Origin of the sequence: Campylobacter concisus (assembly GCF_003048445.1) — a bacterium.
Taxonomy (GTDB): domain Bacteria; phylum Campylobacterota; class Campylobacteria; order Campylobacterales; family Campylobacteraceae; genus Campylobacter_A; species Campylobacter_A concisus_BF.
On the sequence record NZ_PIQW01000014.1, the window covers coordinates 33,058 to 47,736 of the forward strand.

Consider the following 14,679-nt stretch of genomic DNA (forward strand, 5'->3'; position numbering starts at 1 on the left):
TTAAAATTTTAAAAAGGTCGTATAAATTTAATGAATGATACTATAAAAATAACTGGTGCAAGAGAGCACAATCTTAAAAATTTAAACCTTGAAATTCCTAAAAATAAATTAGTAGTTTTTACCGGTCTTAGCGGCAGTGGTAAGAGCACGCTAGCCTTTGACACGCTCTATGCTGAGGGGCAGCGCAGGTATATGGAGAGCCTTAGTAGCTACGCTAGGCAGTTTTTAGACCGTGTGGGCAAGCCTGATGTTGATAAGATAGAGGGTTTAACGCCTGCAATCGCGATCGATCAAAAGACAACTTCAAAAAATCCTCGCTCAACGGTTGGCACGATCACTGAAATTTATGATTATCTAAGGCTTTTATACGCAAGGGTTGGCGTGCAGCACTGCCATAAATGCGGCAAACCTATCTCAAAAATGAGTGCGAGCGACATCATAAATGAAATTTCAAAGCTCCCACTTGGCGCAAAAGTGATCATCTATGCGCCGCTAGTTCGTGAGAAAAAGGGAACATGGGCGGATCTGATCGAAAATTTACGTCAAAAAGGCTTTGTTAGAGCACAGATAGATGGCGTGGTGGTGAGGCTTGATGAGGAGATCGAGCTTGCAAAAACAAAAAAGCATACGATAAAGGTCATTGTTGATAGGATCGCCATCGACGAGCAAAATCACGAACGCCTTGCAAGCGACGTGGAAAAGGCGCTAAATGAGAGCTTTGGTGAGGTTGAGATAGAGATCGCAAACGCTGGCGAGCTGGGCTTAAAAGAGAGTTTTATACATTACAGCGAGCACATGGCTTGTTTTGACTGTAAAATTTCATTTACTCCGCTTGAGCCACTAAGCTTTAGCTTCAACTCGCCAAAGGGCGCTTGCGAGCACTGCGACGGACTTGGTATAAGGTATAGCTTAGATATGAGCAAGATCATCGACGAGGAAAAGTCGATAGAAAACGGCGCTATCAAGCTACTTTATGGCTACAACATGAGCTATTACTATAAATTTTTACTTGCTTTTTGCGAGCAAAATGGTATCGATATCAAAAAGCCCTATTACGAGCTTAGCGAAGATGAAAAGAGGCTCGTTTTATATGGCAACGTCAAGGATGTTGAGTTCTTTTGGAAGCGAAACAAGCTACTTAGAAAATTTGACGGTGTGGTTAAAATTTCACACGGGCTTTTGAAGGATTATAAGGACTTTGACGAGTATATGAGCGAGAAAATTTGCGACGCTTGTAACGGACATAGACTAAAACCTCAAAGCTTAGCGGTCAAGGTCGCTGGCCTTGGGCTTGGTGAAATTTTGGATATGAGCATAGAAAACTGCACCGCTTTTTTCTCAAATGAGAAAAATTTTGCTTATCTTAGCGACTACGACAAGGCGATCGCAAAGCCTATCTTAAAAGAGATCAATGAGAGGCTTTTCTTTTTGTATGACGTGGGGCTTGGCTATTTGTCGCTTGGACGTGATGCTAGGACGATCAGCGGTGGCGAGGCACAGCGCATCAGGATCGCGAGCCAGATAGGAAGTGGGCTAAGTGGCGTCATGTATGTGCTTGATGAGCCAAGTATCGGCCTTCACGAGCGAGATACGTTAAAACTCATAAAGACGCTTAGAAATTTGCAAGCTAAAGGCAACTCCGTGATCGTCGTCGAGCATGATAAAAAGACGATAGAGGAGGCTGACTATATCGTAGATATCGGCCCTGGTGCTGGTAAATTTGGCGGTAGCGTGGTCTTTGCAGGCACGGCAAAAGAGCTTTTAAGCTCAGACACTCAGACTGCACAATACATAAATGGCAAGAAAAAGATCGACTATCAAAAAAATAGAAAAGCTGAGAAGTGGCTTGAAATTTCAAATGTAAATATCAACAATATCTCAAATTTAACCGCTAAATTTCCACTTAGAAATTTAGTTGGCATCACTGGTGTCTCAGGATCTGGCAAGAGCTCGCTAGTGCTTCAGACCTTGCTCCCAGAGGCGCAGGAGCAGCTAAATAGAGCTAAAAAAGTAAAAAAAATAGCTGGGGTAAATTTAAGCGGACTTGAGAATTTAGACAAGGTCATATACCTCGATCAAAGCCCGATAGGCCGCACCCCACGCTCAAATCCAGCGACTTATACTGGCGTGATGGATGAGATAAGAAATTTGTTCGCGCAGACTAAAGAGGCCAAGCTTAGAGGCTATAAAATAGGGCGCTTTAGCTTCAACGTCAAGGGCGGGCGTTGCGAGAAGTGCCAAGGCGAGGGCGAGATCACGATCGAGATGCACTTTTTGCCTGATATCAACGTGGTTTGTGACGTTTGTAATGGTGCTAGATATAACGCTCAGACCTTGGAAATTTTATACAAAGGCAAAAATATCGCCGAAGTGCTAAATATGAGCATAGATGAGGCGGTTGAGTTCTTTAAGGCTGTGCCAAAGATTGCTTCAAAGCTCACCACGCTGCAAGACGTGGGGCTTGGCTACATCACGCTTGGACAAAACGCAGTCACACTTAGTGGTGGCGAGGCGCAGCGCGTAAAGCTAGCAAAAGAGCTTAGTAGAAGCGACACTGGAAATACGCTTTACATCCTTGATGAACCAACGACAGGACTTCATTTTGCCGATGTTGATAGGCTAGTAAAGGTGCTAAATCACCTAGTTGATCTTGGAAATTCTGTCTTTGTGATCGAGCATAATATGGATGTTATCAAAAACTGCGACTATATCGTAGATATGGGGCCAGAAGGCGGCGCAAAAGGCGGCAAAGTAATAGCATGCGGTAGTGTAAAAGAGGTGGCAAAAAACTATAAAAAAACAGGTAGCTACACAGGGGAATTTCTAGCACAAGAACTTGCTTTGTTAAAAGCAAAATAAAATAAATTTATATGGTTTGGTGTTTTTCTAAAATGCCAAGCTATATATAATAATATGTAAGATAAATAAATTCTAAGTGGATTTAAAAAGAAAAGGGGCGAACGCCCCTGGGGTTATGCAGCTGGATAAACAGATACTTTTTTTCTGTTTTTATCAAGTCTTTCAAATTTTACAAAGCCATCGACTAATGCAAAAATAGTGTGATCTTTGCCAAGACCTACGTTGTTTCCAGCGTGAGTTGCTGTTCCTCTTTGGCGGATGATTATATTTCCAGCACGAACGAACTCGCCACCAAATTTCTTAACACCTAATCGGCGTCCGATACTATCACGGTTATTTTGGGTTGAACCTTGACCTTTTTTGTGTGCCATATCTTATCTCCTTAAGCTGCGATACTTACGACTTTTACACGTGTAAATTGTCTTCTAAAGCCGCGTTTTAGTTTTGAGTCTTTACGTCTGCGTTTTTTGTAGATAACTACTTTTTTGTCTTTGCCTTCATTAACGACCTCAAGAACAACTTTTGCACCCTTAACAAATGGCGCACCTACCTTTACTTCGCCGTCATTTACAGCTAAAACTTCTGTAATCTCAACGGTTGATTTAGCTTCAGCACTAAAGTGATCTAGCTTAAGGAACTCGCCCTCGCTAACACGATATTGCTTACCGCCATGCTTAAATATAGCGTATTTTGACATACTCTACCTTTCTAAAATTTGGTAAGACCAAAAAGCACTTTTTTGCAAAAGATTTATGGAGCTTTGTTGGTTGTAAGGTGTGAATATTAGCCAAAAGTTTATAAATTCTACTTTAATGCCCCTGATCTTATGATCTCATCGGCTAAATTTCTTATCATAGATGTATGATCTAGAAAGAAGGTTTTGTCATTTGGCAAATGTGGCTGATATATCAGCGTTTTGGCTACTGGTGCGCTTAAGATCACATTTATCAGTTCAAGCTCAGGCGGCAAAACAAAATAAAGTTTTGGCTTAGGAATTTCATTTTGAAAGAGCCTCTTTGCGTAAAATTTACTGAAATTTTCATTTTTTGGTAGCTTTATCTCTTTAAAGAGTTCAAGCGGTAAAAAGTAGCGCGCCAAAGCATGAAGTCCATGCGCAAAGATATAGAGGCGTTTTTCAAATTTGGGTGCATCTGTCCTGCCAAAAGTGGAGCAAAATTTCTGCAAATGCTCGCTCATAGCGGCCGTATCTTTTTCATGCAAGGCAAGCACAAATTTAACCGCCTCTCTTTCATTTGCTGGCTTTTTAGACTCTGCAAAAGCACGAGCCTTTTCTAGGGCAGGGGCGAGTAAATTTTCATCTTGCCAAAGCATCGCCGTGAGCAGATCATGCATGACACATAGAAATTTATAGCCGTTTTTGCTTGGTGGCAGGCCTTTTGGAAATATCCTTGCCATACTATCTGTGTCGCCACAAGCGATAGCAAAAAATGCCGGTATGAGCTTCTCGCACTGATCATATCCGCCGCTACATCCTGGGAGTAAATTTAGCTTAGCGTATTGAAAGATGAGATCATTTAGTGCCTCGGCGTCGCCATCAGCTAGGCACTTTTCAAGGCAAAAGTCGTAGCGTCTAGCTCTTGAAAAAGAGAGTAATCGTATAAGCTCACATAAAAAGTCGTATTCGTTTAAATTTTTCTCTTTTATTTCAGCGTAAATCATTGCATACTCGTCTAAAAGTAGCTCTTCGTCGCTTTTTGGTGGTTTTTTGGCTTTAAAAATGTTAAATAAGCCTTCTAAAAATGACATTTTGCGTCTCCTTATTTTTGCTAATTTTAGCCAAAAACGCCTAAAATGGCTTAGTTTTTTTGAATTGCAAAATTTAAATTTAGCGGATAGTTTAACCGCATTTTGGCTATAATCGCCCAAATTTAAGCGAGCTTAGGACAAAGATGGCAGGCGAAGATCAGGAAAAAACCGAAGAAGCGACCCCCAAAAAGATAGAAGACGCCAAAAAGGACGGCAACGTCCCCAAAAGTCAGGATCTATCAGGCTTTGTGACCCTAGTTATCGCTATTGGCGTGCTACTTGCGATGCTAAATTTTATGAAAGATCAGGTCATCTCGCTTTACATCTACTACTCTAAATTTATCGGTCAGCCACTGACCTTGCCAACGGTAAAAATGATCGTTGTAAATACCTTTGGTAGGGCTCTTTTGATGATATTGCCAGTTTGTATCTGCGTCGCGGTTGCTGGCATAATCGCAAATGTAATGCAGTTTGGCTTTATATTTACCACAAAGCCAATAACGCCAAATTTTGGCAAGATAAATCCGCTAAAAGGGCTAAAAAATTTATTTTCTATGAAAAAGGCGATCGAGAGCGTCAAGATCGTCGTTAAGGTAAGCATCGTCTTTGGAGTTGGATTTTACTTTTTCTTGCAGTTTATAAAAGAGCTGCCTTACACGCTATTTTTTTCTATGTTTGACCAGCTTGCGTGGCTAAAAGAGAAGCTCATCATCCTAGTTAGCGTCATGCTTTTTATACTTTTTGTGATCGGTCTTGCTGACCTGCTCATCGTGCGTTTTCAGTATTTTAAAGACCTTCGCATGAGCAAGCAAGAGATCAAGGACGAGTACAAGCAGATGGAGGGTGACCCGCAGGTTAAAGGCAGGATCCGCCAAGCGCAAATGCGTGCAGCCAAACGCCGAATGATGCAAAACATCCCGCAAGCTGACGTCGTCATCACAAACCCAACTCACTACGCCGTGGCGATCAGATACGACAAAAGCCGTGACGAGGCGCCGATAATACTTGCTAAAGGGGTTGATTTCTTAGCGCTTCAGATAAAAAAGGTAGCGGTTGAAAATGGAGTGCAAATTTATGAAAATCCACCTCTTGCAAGGGAGCTTTATAGAGTTTGTGAGGTCGATGATACGATACCAGCGCATCTTTTTAGGGCTGTGGCTGAAGTACTAAGCTTTGTTTATATGAGTAATAAGCAGAAATTTCAAGATAAACTTTGAAAGCAGTAGGTCAAATTTTTTATAAAAATGGTAGTAAATTTTGTAGAAAAAAGACAAGCTGTCTTTAAAACAGCTTGTCAGAAATAAAATTTTAGTTAAGATATCCGTAGATATTTGCTAGCACCCAGCCAACAGCACAAGAGCTAAATACACCTATGAAACCAGGGATGATAAAGCTGTGGTTGATTACATATTTACCAATATGTGTTGTGCCTGAGCGGTCAAACTGCACGGCTGCAAGGTCGCTTGGATATGTTGGAAGGATGAAGTATCCATAGCAAGCAGTAGCAAACGCGACAATAACGCCTGGGTGAACGCCTATTTGAACAGCGAGTGGCACGAAAGTCGCAGCTGCAGCAGCTTGAGAGTTTAGGAATTTTGATATAAGCATACCAACTATGATATACATCCAAGGATATGCTTTCATAACCTCGCCAAGTGAGCCTTTAAGCATATCAATGTGAGAGTGGAACATTGTCTCAGCCATCCAGCTAATGCCGTAAATCGCAACAAGTGCAACCATACCGCTGTGGAAAATTTCATTTTGACCGATCTTAGCTGCTTTGATGCCTGAGTAGATCATCATGATAGATGCTGCTAAAAGCATGAAAATTTGGATCGTATCAACCATGCCAAGTGGCGCAGTCTTTTTCATAGTATCTTTTACTACTATGTTAGCGTTTGCGATAGTTTCGCTTTTATCTCCTGCAGTGATAACAACATCAGCGCCGTTTGAAACAATGCTTTGTGTTACCTTGTTGTCTTTATCTAACACTTGAACGCTTGTAAATTTAGTAGCATCTTTTACTTTATTGTCTTTTACGTTTGAGACGATCTTGCTATCGCCAACCATAGAAACAACTTGTCCGTCTTTAACAGTGATGTTTTTAACTGTTTTTTTATCTACGATTATTTCTATTGATTTACCAGGAACGTTACTTGTCCAGCTTGGGCGAAGTTGTTTGTAATAACCTAAAACCGCAACAACAGCGATTGTAGCTAGGAATATCCACATAACATTCCATTGTTTTTTTGGTAAATGCACACCGATTAATGAATGTGCCTCATCAGAACCATATATATATTTTCTTTGCTCTGGATCAGCTATTTTTGCTTGGAATTCTGGATCTTTATCAAGATCTTTACCTCTAAATACTGAGTAAGTTCCTATACAAAGCACACCCAAAAATGTAGAAGGAATGGTAACTTTTAATAAATCAACATAGCTTGTAAAGCCCTCAATATGGACTGTGCCAGTACCAAGAAGAACAGCAACCATAGACACACCAGCAACTGAAACTGGGCTTGCGATAATAGCAAGTTGTGATGAGATTGTAGTAGCTGCCATCGGACGTTCTGGACGGATACCACTTTTCATTGATACGTCATAGATGATCGGTAAAAGGGTATAAACTGTGTGACCTGTACCACAAAGCACTGTTAGCGTCCAGCCACAAATCGGTGCAAGATAACAAACTGTTTTCGGATGTTTTCTAAGCGCTCTTTCAGCAATCTGAAGCATAACATCAAGACCACCAGCTGCTTGAAGTGTAGCACTTGCTACAACAACTGCTAGAATAGTTAATATAACATCAATAGCAGGCTTACCTGGTTTTAAATCAAATGCAAATACCAAAATAACAAGACCGATGCCCCCAAGGACACCAAGTGCCATACCACCTTTTTTTGCTCCGTAGAACAAACAGCCGAGCACGACAATCAATTGTAAGAAAAACTGCGTACTCTCAGACAAACTTGTAAGAAATTCCATGATTTCTCCCTTTTCGAAAATTACGTAAATAGTATATAAATATTAAAATTAAATACTAATTAAAAAAGATATGTAGAATTTAATATTACATTTAATTCTTGTTATCTTATCTATAATTTTTATAGAAAAATTAAATATATTTAAAAGAAAGATTGAGATAAAATCCTAAAAGCAAATAATTAATAGTTAAATTTAAGGAGAGAAGCATGCAAATCCCTATCGCTTATGGCAAAGATGACCATATAAATTTAAAAATAGACGAAAAAAATCTGCTTGGTGTTTTTGACCCAAACAAAGTCGCTAAATTTGACGAAGCAGCGCTTATCGCAAAGGCTTTAGCAAATCCGATAAATCAAAAGAGCTTTGATGAGTTTATCGCTGGCGATGAAAAGATCGTTATCATCGTAAATGACGGTACAAGACCTACGCCAACTGCTAAAATTTTAAAGCAAATTTACCCAAAGCTTCGCGATAAAAATAAAATTTTTATCATCGCCACTGGCTGTCACAGAGAGGGCACGCTAGATGAATACAATATGATATTTTCTAAAGAAATTTACCCAGAGATCAGAGCTAAAAACGAGGTTCACGACCACGACTCAAAGCATGATGAGATGGTTTTTTTGGGCGAGAGCAAAAACGGCACTCAGATGTATCTAAACAAGATCGTAGCTGAAGCTAAAAAAGTGATCGTCATAGGTTCGGTAGAGCCTCACTATTTTGCAGGCTACACCGGTGGTAGAAAGGCCTTTTTGCCAGGCACTGCCTCATACGAAAGCATCACGCAAAACCACAAACTAGCACTTAGCGCTGACGCTCAGGCACTGCGCCTAGAGGGCAACCCTGTGCATGAAGATATGATCGATGCGATGAAAGTTCTTTCAAATATCGATGTCTTTTCTATACAGACAGTGCTTGATAGCGAGCATGGCGTCTATTACGCGAGTGCTGGCGATCTAAACGATAGTTTTTATGACTGCGTGAAAAAGGCCGATGAGGTCTTTTGCGTAAATATCCCACAAAAGGCTGACATCGTGATCTCTGTTGCGCCCTATCCTATGGATGTGGATCTTTATCAGGCACAAAAAGCCTTAGATAACGGCAAACTAGCGCTTGCACGGGATGGAATTTTAATAATGGTCGCAAAATGCCGCACGGGCATCGGTCCAAAACCTTTCTTTGACCTTATGGCATCGGCCGATACGCCAAAAAAAGTGCTAGAAAAGATAAATTCTGGCTTTAAACTTGGCTATCACAAGGCTGCAAAAATGGCTGAAATTTCGCTTTGGGCGCAGACTTGGGCAGTGACTGATCTAAGCGATGATGAGATGAAAGCTGTGCATCTAAAGCCGTATCACGACCTACAAAAGGCTGTAGATGAGGCGCTCGCTCAAAAAGGAACTGACGCAAAAATAATCATATTGCCGTTTGGCTCTATGACCGTGCCTAAGGTGTGAGTTTGGCTAAAATTTTATACTATGACGCAAGCTCTGGCATTAGTGGCGATATGAATTTAGCCGCTCTTGTCGGGCTTGGAGTGGATTTTAGCTATCTTTGCTCTGAGCTAGAGAAGCTAAATTTGAGCGGAGAATTTCGCTTAGAGCAAAAAAACGTAGTAAAAAACGGCATTGCTGCGACCAAAATAGACGTCGTTCTGCTAAAATCACAGCCTCACGCTAGAAGTTACGCTGATATCAAGCAAATTTTGGCTAATTCAAATTTGAGCGAATTTTGCAAGAAAAAGGCCATTGTGATATTTCACGTGATCGCGCAGGCTGAAGCAAAAGTGCATGCAGTTAGCATCGATGAGGTGCATTTTCACGAGGTTGGAGCGGTTGATAGCATAGTAGATGTCGTTGGAGCGGCGATATGCTTTGAATATCTATCTAAAAATTTTGGCATTACTAGAGTCGTCAGCTCAAAGATCGAGCTTGGCGGCGGCGTAGTAAAGTGCGACCACGGCTATCTTAATGTCCCAGCGCCAGCGGTTTGTGAAATTTTAAAAGATGTGCCAGTTAGTCTTGGGCGAGCAAATTTTGAGATGACTACGCCAACAGGTGCTGCGATACTAAAAGCATGCGCAGATGAGTTTGTAAGTGAGATAAATTTCAAAATAGAAAAAGTAGCTTACGGAGCTGGCGAAAAAAATGCGCCAAATTTTGCAAATGCCCTTCGCGCGATGATCTGCGATGTGGATGAGAGCCAAAATTTGGTGCAAAAAATGATATCTACAAACATAGACGATATGGACGCAGAAAGCTTTGCCTTTGCATGTGAAATTTTACGCGAAAATGGCGCTCTAGACGTCTTTAGTCACTCTATCTATATGAAAAAAGGACGCATCGGCTTTGAGTTAAACATCTTGTGTAAAAGCGAAGATGCAAAAAAACTAAAAGAGCTTATATTTACGCACACGACAGCCATTGGCGTTCGTGAGATAGATGTCGTAAAAACCGAGCTAAAACGAAAAATTGTAAGTGTTGAGACGAAATTTGGCGATATAAGGCTAAAAATTTCAGGCGAGGATGAAAAGGTAAAGCCTGAATTTGATGAGTGTAAAAACGCTGCACTTGCACATAAAACATCGATATTTCAGGTAAAAAAAGAAATTTTTAAAAAGTATGACGAAATTAGAAATTCTAAAAAATGATATAAAAAAGCTAGGAAATTTAGCCGTTGCATTTAGCGGCGGCGTAGATAGCTCGCTACTGCTAAAGGTCGCTGCGGACGTGCTTGGCGAAAATGCACTAGCCCTCACGGTAAAATCGTTCTATATGTCTTTGCGCGAGATAGACGAGGCGATAGAATTTGCTAAATTTTATGGCATCAGGCACGAGATATTTGAGGTGGGTATCGCTGATGAGATAAAGTTCAATCCGCAAAACCGCTGCTATCTTTGTAAAAAAGCAGTTTTTTCAAGGCTTCTTGCTCGTGCAAAAGAGCTTGGTTTTACAAATTTGGCTGATGGCACAAACAAGGACGACCTTGGCGAATATCGCCCAGGGCTCAAGGCAAAAGAGGAGCTTGGCGTGCTTTCGCCACTTGTAAATTTACGTAAATTTGAGATCCGCGAGCTCTCGCGCGAGCTAAATTTAGCAACGGCAGAAAAGCCAAGCTATGCATGCTTGCTAACTCGTTTGCCGCATGAAAAAGAGATAAGCATTAGCGATCTAAATTTAGCAGAAGCGGCTGAAAATTTACTGATAAAAAGCGGCTATGCAAATGTGCGAGCAAGGCTTGATGATAGAAAAATGAAGCTGCAAATGCCATTTTCTAGCATGCAAAACTTTTTAAATGACGTGAAATTTAAGTCCATCGTTAAGGAGCTAGTCGCACTTGGCGCGGCAGAGGTGACGCTTGATTTAAAGGGGCTTAGAGAGGATGTTTTGGTATGAGCGAGGCCGAAATTTTAGAATTTATCGCTGGTATAAAAAACGGCAAGATGAACGAGCAAGATGCGCTAAAGTATCTAAAAAACTACCCATTTAACGACATCGGATGCGCTAAGATCGACACTCAGCGTGCTTTGCGAAATGGCACTGGCGAGGTGATATATGGGGCAAATAAAACAGATGATGAAATTTTGCAAATTGCTAGTGCGATCGGCGAAAAAAATGAAAATATCTTAATCACAAGAACAAATGAGAGTGTTTTTAAGCGCATGCGTGAGATCTTTCCGCAGGCAAATTTTAACGCTCGTGGTAGGGTGATCAGCATCAAATTTCAAGAGCAACTACCCACAAAAAGCTACATCGCGATAGTATCTGCCGGCACTGCTGATGGCGCAGTCGTGGAGGAGGCTTATGAGACGGCAAAATTCTTAGGCAATGACGTGAGAAAATTTACCGATGTCGGCGTGGCAGGGCTACATAGGCTGGTCGCAAAGCTTGACGAGATACGCGGCGCAAAGGTCGTGATCGCCGTTGCTGGCATGGAGGGTGCACTTGCTAGTGTGCTAGCTGGACTTGTAAGCTCTCCAGTGATCGCAGTGCCTACTAGCGTGGGATATGGGGCAAATTTTGGCGGATTATCAGCACTGCTAGCCATGCTAAATAGCTGTGCAAATGGCATAAGTGTCGTAAATATCGACAACGGATACGGTGCTGCATATAACGCAAGCCTGATAAATCATCTCTAAATTTTAAATAGAATTTGTAAGGGTAAAATTGAGAGAGGATACGAAAAAAGCAATACTTTCGCCTACGGACGCATCTAGAAGTGAGTATTGTTGGGATGTTAGAATGAACTGGGCGATGATGGGTATTGCTATTTTAGCATTTGAAATTTTTATCGCAATTTACGCCAAAGACGGCTTCATACGCTACTATCTAGGCGATGTGCTAGCCGCAGCGATGCTTTACGCATTTGGGCGAGCCGCGTTCAGGCTACCGCCTAAAATTTTAGCGCTCGCGGTCTTTACTCTCTCGCTAGTTATCGAAGTCGCACAATATTTTAAGGTACTTGAAATTTTAGGCGTTCAAAATTACGCACTATGGATAATTTTTGGTGGAACATTTGATTGGACGGACATTATATGCTACGCGATAGGCTGCGTTTTAGCTTACGTATCTGAAAATTTCATCGGTAGTAAGCATGCGATCTATAACGAGATACGAATTTTTAGACGTAAAAGATTACCCAAAAATTTTAATGAAATTTTGCAAAGCGGCGACGATGAGAAGATTAAGGCGGTATTTGAAGTTTACGATATAAATGCGACCGACAAAGACGGCAACACGATACTGCATATGCTACATGCAAACAAAGATATCAAGAAAAAAGATCCAAACTCGCCCTATGCGTATGCGGACGCAAATTTAATCGAATGGATTATTATGCAAGGCGGCAAAATAAACGCTAAAAATAAAAAGGGCGAGACGCCACTTAGAAATTTTATGCGGTATGTATATAAAAATTTAAAACCGCATCAAAAGTTAGTAATCATAGGCAAGCAGGACTATGCCTCTCGGGAATATATAAAACAGGCTGGTGAAGTCGTTAATGTCGATTTTGGAATAATGTATAATTATATATACAATCTTCTACCTGAAAAATCGCAAATTTATATTTGGCGTCGCTTTGGCAAAATGTTGGAATACCTATATGTACCCGAGTATCCAACGGATATGGAAAAATACGATCCGCAAGAATACAACGAATTTACCTATGATTTTTGGATGAAATTCTTAAGACAAAAAGATAGCGTGCAGTATAAAATGATACATGCGGCTACTAATTTATACCGGTACTGGGACTACAACGGAGAATATGGACGTTCATGGGATGATGAATATACAGATAAAGCTGCTGTCGAAATTAAAAAATATTTTAAGCTAGGCAATAGGCTCGAAGAGCTAAATGACGACGCGCTTGATAAGATGTTTTATAATTTAAGGAAAAGCTGGCATGCTGAAGATGTAGGTAAGCTTAGATATCTGTTCGTGCTTTGGTTGCTTAAAAATCCCGAGCCGTTTTTTGAGGACGAAATTTAAAAGGAGAAGCGATGGATAAAGAAAAAGCTGTGCAAAAAATGACTGAAGTCATGGCGAAATTTGTCGGCTACACGGGCAAGGTGCTACCTGATGACGTGACGGCGAAGCTACTTGAGCTTAGCGAGCGCGAGACGCAGCCACTGGCAAAGGAGATCTATAAAACAATGTTTGAAAACCAGCGCCTTGCAAAGGAGCTAAACCGCCCGTCCTGTCAGGATACTGGAGTGATCCAGTTTTTCGTAAAATGTGGTGCAAATTTCCCACTCATCGGCGAGCTTGAAGAGCTACTGCGAGAGGCGGTACTGCAGGCTACTCGTGAAGCTCCGCTTCGCCATAACAGCGTCGAGACATTTGACGAGTATAACACAGGCAAAAATGTCGGCAAGGGCACGCCGAGTGTGTTTTGGGATATCGTGCCAGGTAGTAGCGAGTGCGAGATACACACCTATATGGCAGGTGGCGGCTGTAGCCTGCCTGGCAAAGCGACCGTTTTGATGCCTGGCATGGGCTATGAGGGCGTTGTTAAATTCGTCATGGATATAATGACAATCTACGGCATAAACGCCTGTCCGCCGCTACTAGTGGGTGTTGGCGTTGGCACTTCGATCGACGTAGCGTCCTTGCTTTCTAAAAAGGCGCTCATGAGGCCTTTAGACTCTAAAAATCCAAACGAACGAGCCGCACTAACCGAAAAACTGCTTGAAGATGGCATCAATAAAATCGGCCTTGGACCACAAGGTATGAGCGGTGCAAGCTCTGTAATGGGCGTGCATATAGAAAACTGCGCTCGCCATCCAAGCGTCATCGCCGTCGCCGTAAATGTGGGCTGTTGGTCGCACCGCAAAGGCCACATAGTCTGGGATGCGGATCTAAATTTCGACGTAAAATCGCACAAGGAGTTCGCGCTATGAGTAAGAAAATTTTAACTACGCCAATAAGCGCCGAGGATCTTTCAAATATCAAAATCGGCGACGTGATCTATCTGACTGGACACATCGTCACTTGCCGCGACGTACCGCATAGACGCGTGGTGGAGGAGGGTAGAGAGCTACCGCTAGATATCAAAGGTGGTGCGATCTTGCACGCAGGACCGATCATCAGAAAAATAGGCGAAAAAAGCTTTAAAATGGTCTCAGTAGGACCTACAACCAGCATGAGAATGGAGAAATTTGAGCGCGAATTTATCGCAAAAACCGGCGTGCGCCTTATTGTCGGCAAAGGCGGCATGGGAGAAGGTACGATGAGTGGTTGCAGAGAGTTTGGCGCGATTCACTGCGTGTTTCCGGCAGGCTGTGCGGTGGTGGCCGCAACGCAGGTTGAAGAGATCGAGAGTGCGGACTGGACGGAGCTTGGTATGCCTGAGACTCTTTGGAAGTGCCGCGTCAAGGAGTTTGGCCCGTTAATAGTCTCGATAGATGCGCATGGAAATAATCTTTTTGAGCAAAATAAGGTCAAATTTAACGAGAAAAAGGACGAGGCATTAGCTGAAATTTTACCGCAGGTCGGGTTTATAAAGTAGGTAAATTTTGGCTTGGTTGCTTATAAATGCGCTTTAAAATTTATGTTAATTTAA

At 41.8% G+C, this 14,679-nt stretch carries 13 protein-coding genes; 9 read left to right on the forward strand and 4 right to left on the reverse strand.

All coding sequences use genetic code 11. The features are described from left to right. Positions 1–30 precede the first annotated feature (30 nt). Positions 31–2,859 (forward strand): excinuclease ABC subunit UvrA, encoded by a 2,829-nt coding sequence (gene uvrA / locus CVT14_RS09030; RefSeq protein ID WP_107850164.1) that lies wholly within the window; start codon positions 31–33, stop codon positions 2,857–2,859. Between the two features lie 113 nt (positions 2,860–2,972). Here uvrA and rpmA read toward each other — a convergent pair whose 3' ends face one another. The 3 genes from rpmA to CVT14_RS09045 all read right to left on the reverse strand — a co-directional run bounded on the left by rpmA (position 2,973) and on the right by CVT14_RS09045 (position 4,626). After that, positions 2,973–3,230, reverse strand: a complete 258-nt coding sequence (rpmA, locus tag CVT14_RS09035) for a 50S ribosomal protein L27 (protein ID WP_002942569.1) — start codon at positions 3,228–3,230, stop codon at positions 2,973–2,975. Between the two features lie 11 nt (positions 3,231–3,241). Further along, the gene (gene rplU / locus CVT14_RS09040; protein ID WP_002942523.1) at positions 3,242–3,556 is read right to left on the reverse strand and encodes a 50S ribosomal protein L21; all 315 of its coding nucleotides are present in this window, start codon (positions 3,554–3,556) and stop codon (positions 3,242–3,244) included. 107 nt (positions 3,557–3,663) lie between these two features. Beyond that, positions 3,664–4,626: a hypothetical protein gene (locus CVT14_RS09045; protein ID WP_107850165.1), complete on the reverse strand. Its 963-nt coding sequence runs from the start codon at positions 4,624–4,626 to the stop codon at positions 3,664–3,666. Positions 4,627–4,769: 143 nt separating this feature from the next. Here CVT14_RS09045 and flhB point away from each other — a divergent pair, with 143 nt between their 5' ends. Beyond that, complete coding sequence (flhB, locus tag CVT14_RS09050; RefSeq protein ID WP_035169883.1) at positions 4,770–5,843, forward strand: flagellar biosynthesis protein FlhB; 1,074 nt, start codon at positions 4,770–4,772, stop codon at positions 5,841–5,843. Positions 5,844–5,934: 91 nt separating this feature from the next. Here flhB and CVT14_RS09055 read toward each other — a convergent pair whose 3' ends face one another. Beyond that, a complete protein-coding gene (locus CVT14_RS09055; RefSeq protein WP_021084942.1) occupies positions 5,935–7,614 on the reverse strand; it encodes an anaerobic C4-dicarboxylate transporter in 1,680 nt (559 codons plus the stop codon). A gap of 206 nt (positions 7,615–7,820) precedes the next feature. Between CVT14_RS09055 and larA the strand changes: the two genes are divergently transcribed. From larA to ttdB, 7 genes are read left to right on the forward strand one after another with little or no spacing between them, the layout of a single operon-like run. After that, positions 7,821–9,071 (forward strand): nickel-dependent lactate racemase, encoded by a 1,251-nt coding sequence (larA, locus tag CVT14_RS09060; RefSeq protein WP_107850166.1) that lies wholly within the window; start codon positions 7,821–7,823, stop codon positions 9,069–9,071. A 2-nt stretch (positions 9,072–9,073) separates the two neighbouring features. After that, the gene (gene larC, locus CVT14_RS09065) at positions 9,074–10,264 is read left to right on the forward strand and encodes a nickel pincer cofactor biosynthesis protein LarC (protein WP_107850167.1); all 1,191 of its coding nucleotides are present in this window, start codon (positions 9,074–9,076) and stop codon (positions 10,262–10,264) included. After that, positions 10,236–11,009 carry an ATP-dependent sacrificial sulfur transferase LarE gene (gene larE, locus CVT14_RS09070; RefSeq protein ID WP_002942609.1) on the forward strand — a complete coding sequence of 258 codons (774 nt, stop codon included), beginning with the start codon at positions 10,236–10,238 and terminating at the stop codon, positions 11,007–11,009. The genes larC and larE overlap by 29 nt, the downstream gene beginning before the upstream one ends. Beyond that, positions 11,006–11,752, forward strand: a complete 747-nt coding sequence (larB, locus tag CVT14_RS09075) for a nickel pincer cofactor biosynthesis protein LarB (RefSeq protein WP_107850168.1) — start codon at positions 11,006–11,008, stop codon at positions 11,750–11,752. Before larE ends, larB begins: the two co-directional genes overlap by 4 nt. A 28-nt stretch (positions 11,753–11,780) precedes the next feature. Further along, positions 11,781–13,106: a DUF2809 domain-containing protein gene (locus tag CVT14_RS09080; RefSeq protein ID WP_234403123.1), complete on the forward strand. Its 1,326-nt coding sequence runs from the start codon at positions 11,781–11,783 to the stop codon at positions 13,104–13,106. An 11-nt stretch (positions 13,107–13,117) separates the two neighbouring features. Beyond that, entirely contained in the window at positions 13,118–14,017 is a 900-nt protein-coding gene (gene ttdA / locus CVT14_RS09085; RefSeq protein WP_107850169.1) for a L(+)-tartrate dehydratase subunit alpha, read from the forward strand. After that, positions 14,014–14,625: a L(+)-tartrate dehydratase subunit beta gene (gene ttdB / locus CVT14_RS09090; RefSeq protein ID WP_107850170.1), complete on the forward strand. Its 612-nt coding sequence runs from the start codon at positions 14,014–14,016 to the stop codon at positions 14,623–14,625. The genes ttdA and ttdB overlap by 4 nt, the downstream gene beginning before the upstream one ends. Positions 14,626–14,679 lie beyond the last annotated feature (54 nt).